Raw genomic sequence first — 930 nt, 5'->3', positions numbered from 1 at the left:
CGGGTTCTCGTAGTTCAGATCAGGCTGGTGGGAGAAGAACCGGTGGAAGTAGTACTGGCCGCGGACCGGGTCGTACGTCCAGTTCGAGGTCTCGGTGTCCACGAAGATGATCCGGGCGTCCGGATAGCCCTTGTCGTCGTCGGCCCACATGTAGTAGTCGCCGTAGGGGCCGTCGGGATCCCTGCGGGACTCCTGGAACCACGGGTGCTGGTCGCTGGTGTGGTTCATGACGAAGTCGATGATCACGCGCATGCCGCGCTGGTGGGCGGAGTCGACGAACTCCACGAAGTCGGCCAGGTCGCCGAACTCCGGCTGGATGGAGGTGTAGTCGGAGACGTCGTAGCCGCCGTCCTTCAGGGGGGACTTGAAGAACGGCGGCAGCCACAGGCAGTCGACGCCCAGCCACTGCAGATAGTCGAGTCTGGCGGTCAGGCCCTTCAGATCGCCGATGCCGTCGCCGTTGCTGTCCTGGAAGGAACGGACGAGGACCTCGTAGAAGACGGCACGCTTGAACCACTCCGGATCCCGGTCCCTGGCCGGGGCGTCCTCGAAGATGTCCGGAACGGGCTCGTTGACAGTCATGGCGGCGGGGGCCCTCCGATCTGGGTGGACGGTCGCTGGACATGGAGTACGTGTGCGGGTCTGCGACCCGGCTCCAGGCGGACGTAGTTGGCCCTGCCCCAGTGATAGGTCTCGCCGGTGAGCTCGTCGTGCACCGGCGCGGACTCGTGCCAGTCCAGGCCGAGGTGCGGCATGTCCAACGAGACCGTGGCCTCCTGGGTGTGGTGGGGATCGAGATTGACGACCACCAGGACCGTGTCGGAGCCGGTGGTCTTGCTGTAGGCGATCACGGCGTCGTTGTCGGCGTGGTGGAAGTGCAGGTTCCGCAGGCGCTGCAGCGCGGGATGACGGCGGCGGATGTGGTTGAGG

2 protein-coding genes are annotated in these 930 nt (G+C 65.7%); both read right to left on the bottom strand.

From position 1 onward, the window contains the following. Positions 1 to 582: alpha-amylase family glycosyl hydrolase (locus CCN35_RS26050; protein WP_245863489.1), on the bottom strand; the 582-nt coding region annotated here is incomplete at its 3' end. Further along, on the bottom strand, positions 579 to 930 hold a 352-nt coding region (locus CCN35_RS26045), incomplete at its 5' end, for an alpha-glucosidase C-terminal domain-containing protein (RefSeq protein ID WP_143631828.1). The genes CCN35_RS26050 and CCN35_RS26045, both read right to left, overlap by 4 nt.

The sequence above is a fragment of the Streptomyces thermovulgaris genome (genome assembly GCF_002155915.1).
Lineage (GTDB): Bacteria > Actinomycetota > Actinomycetes > Streptomycetales > Streptomycetaceae > Streptomyces > Streptomyces thermovulgaris.
Note: the sequence above shows the minus strand (reverse complement) of the source record. Positions and strands in the feature narration are given on the sequence as shown.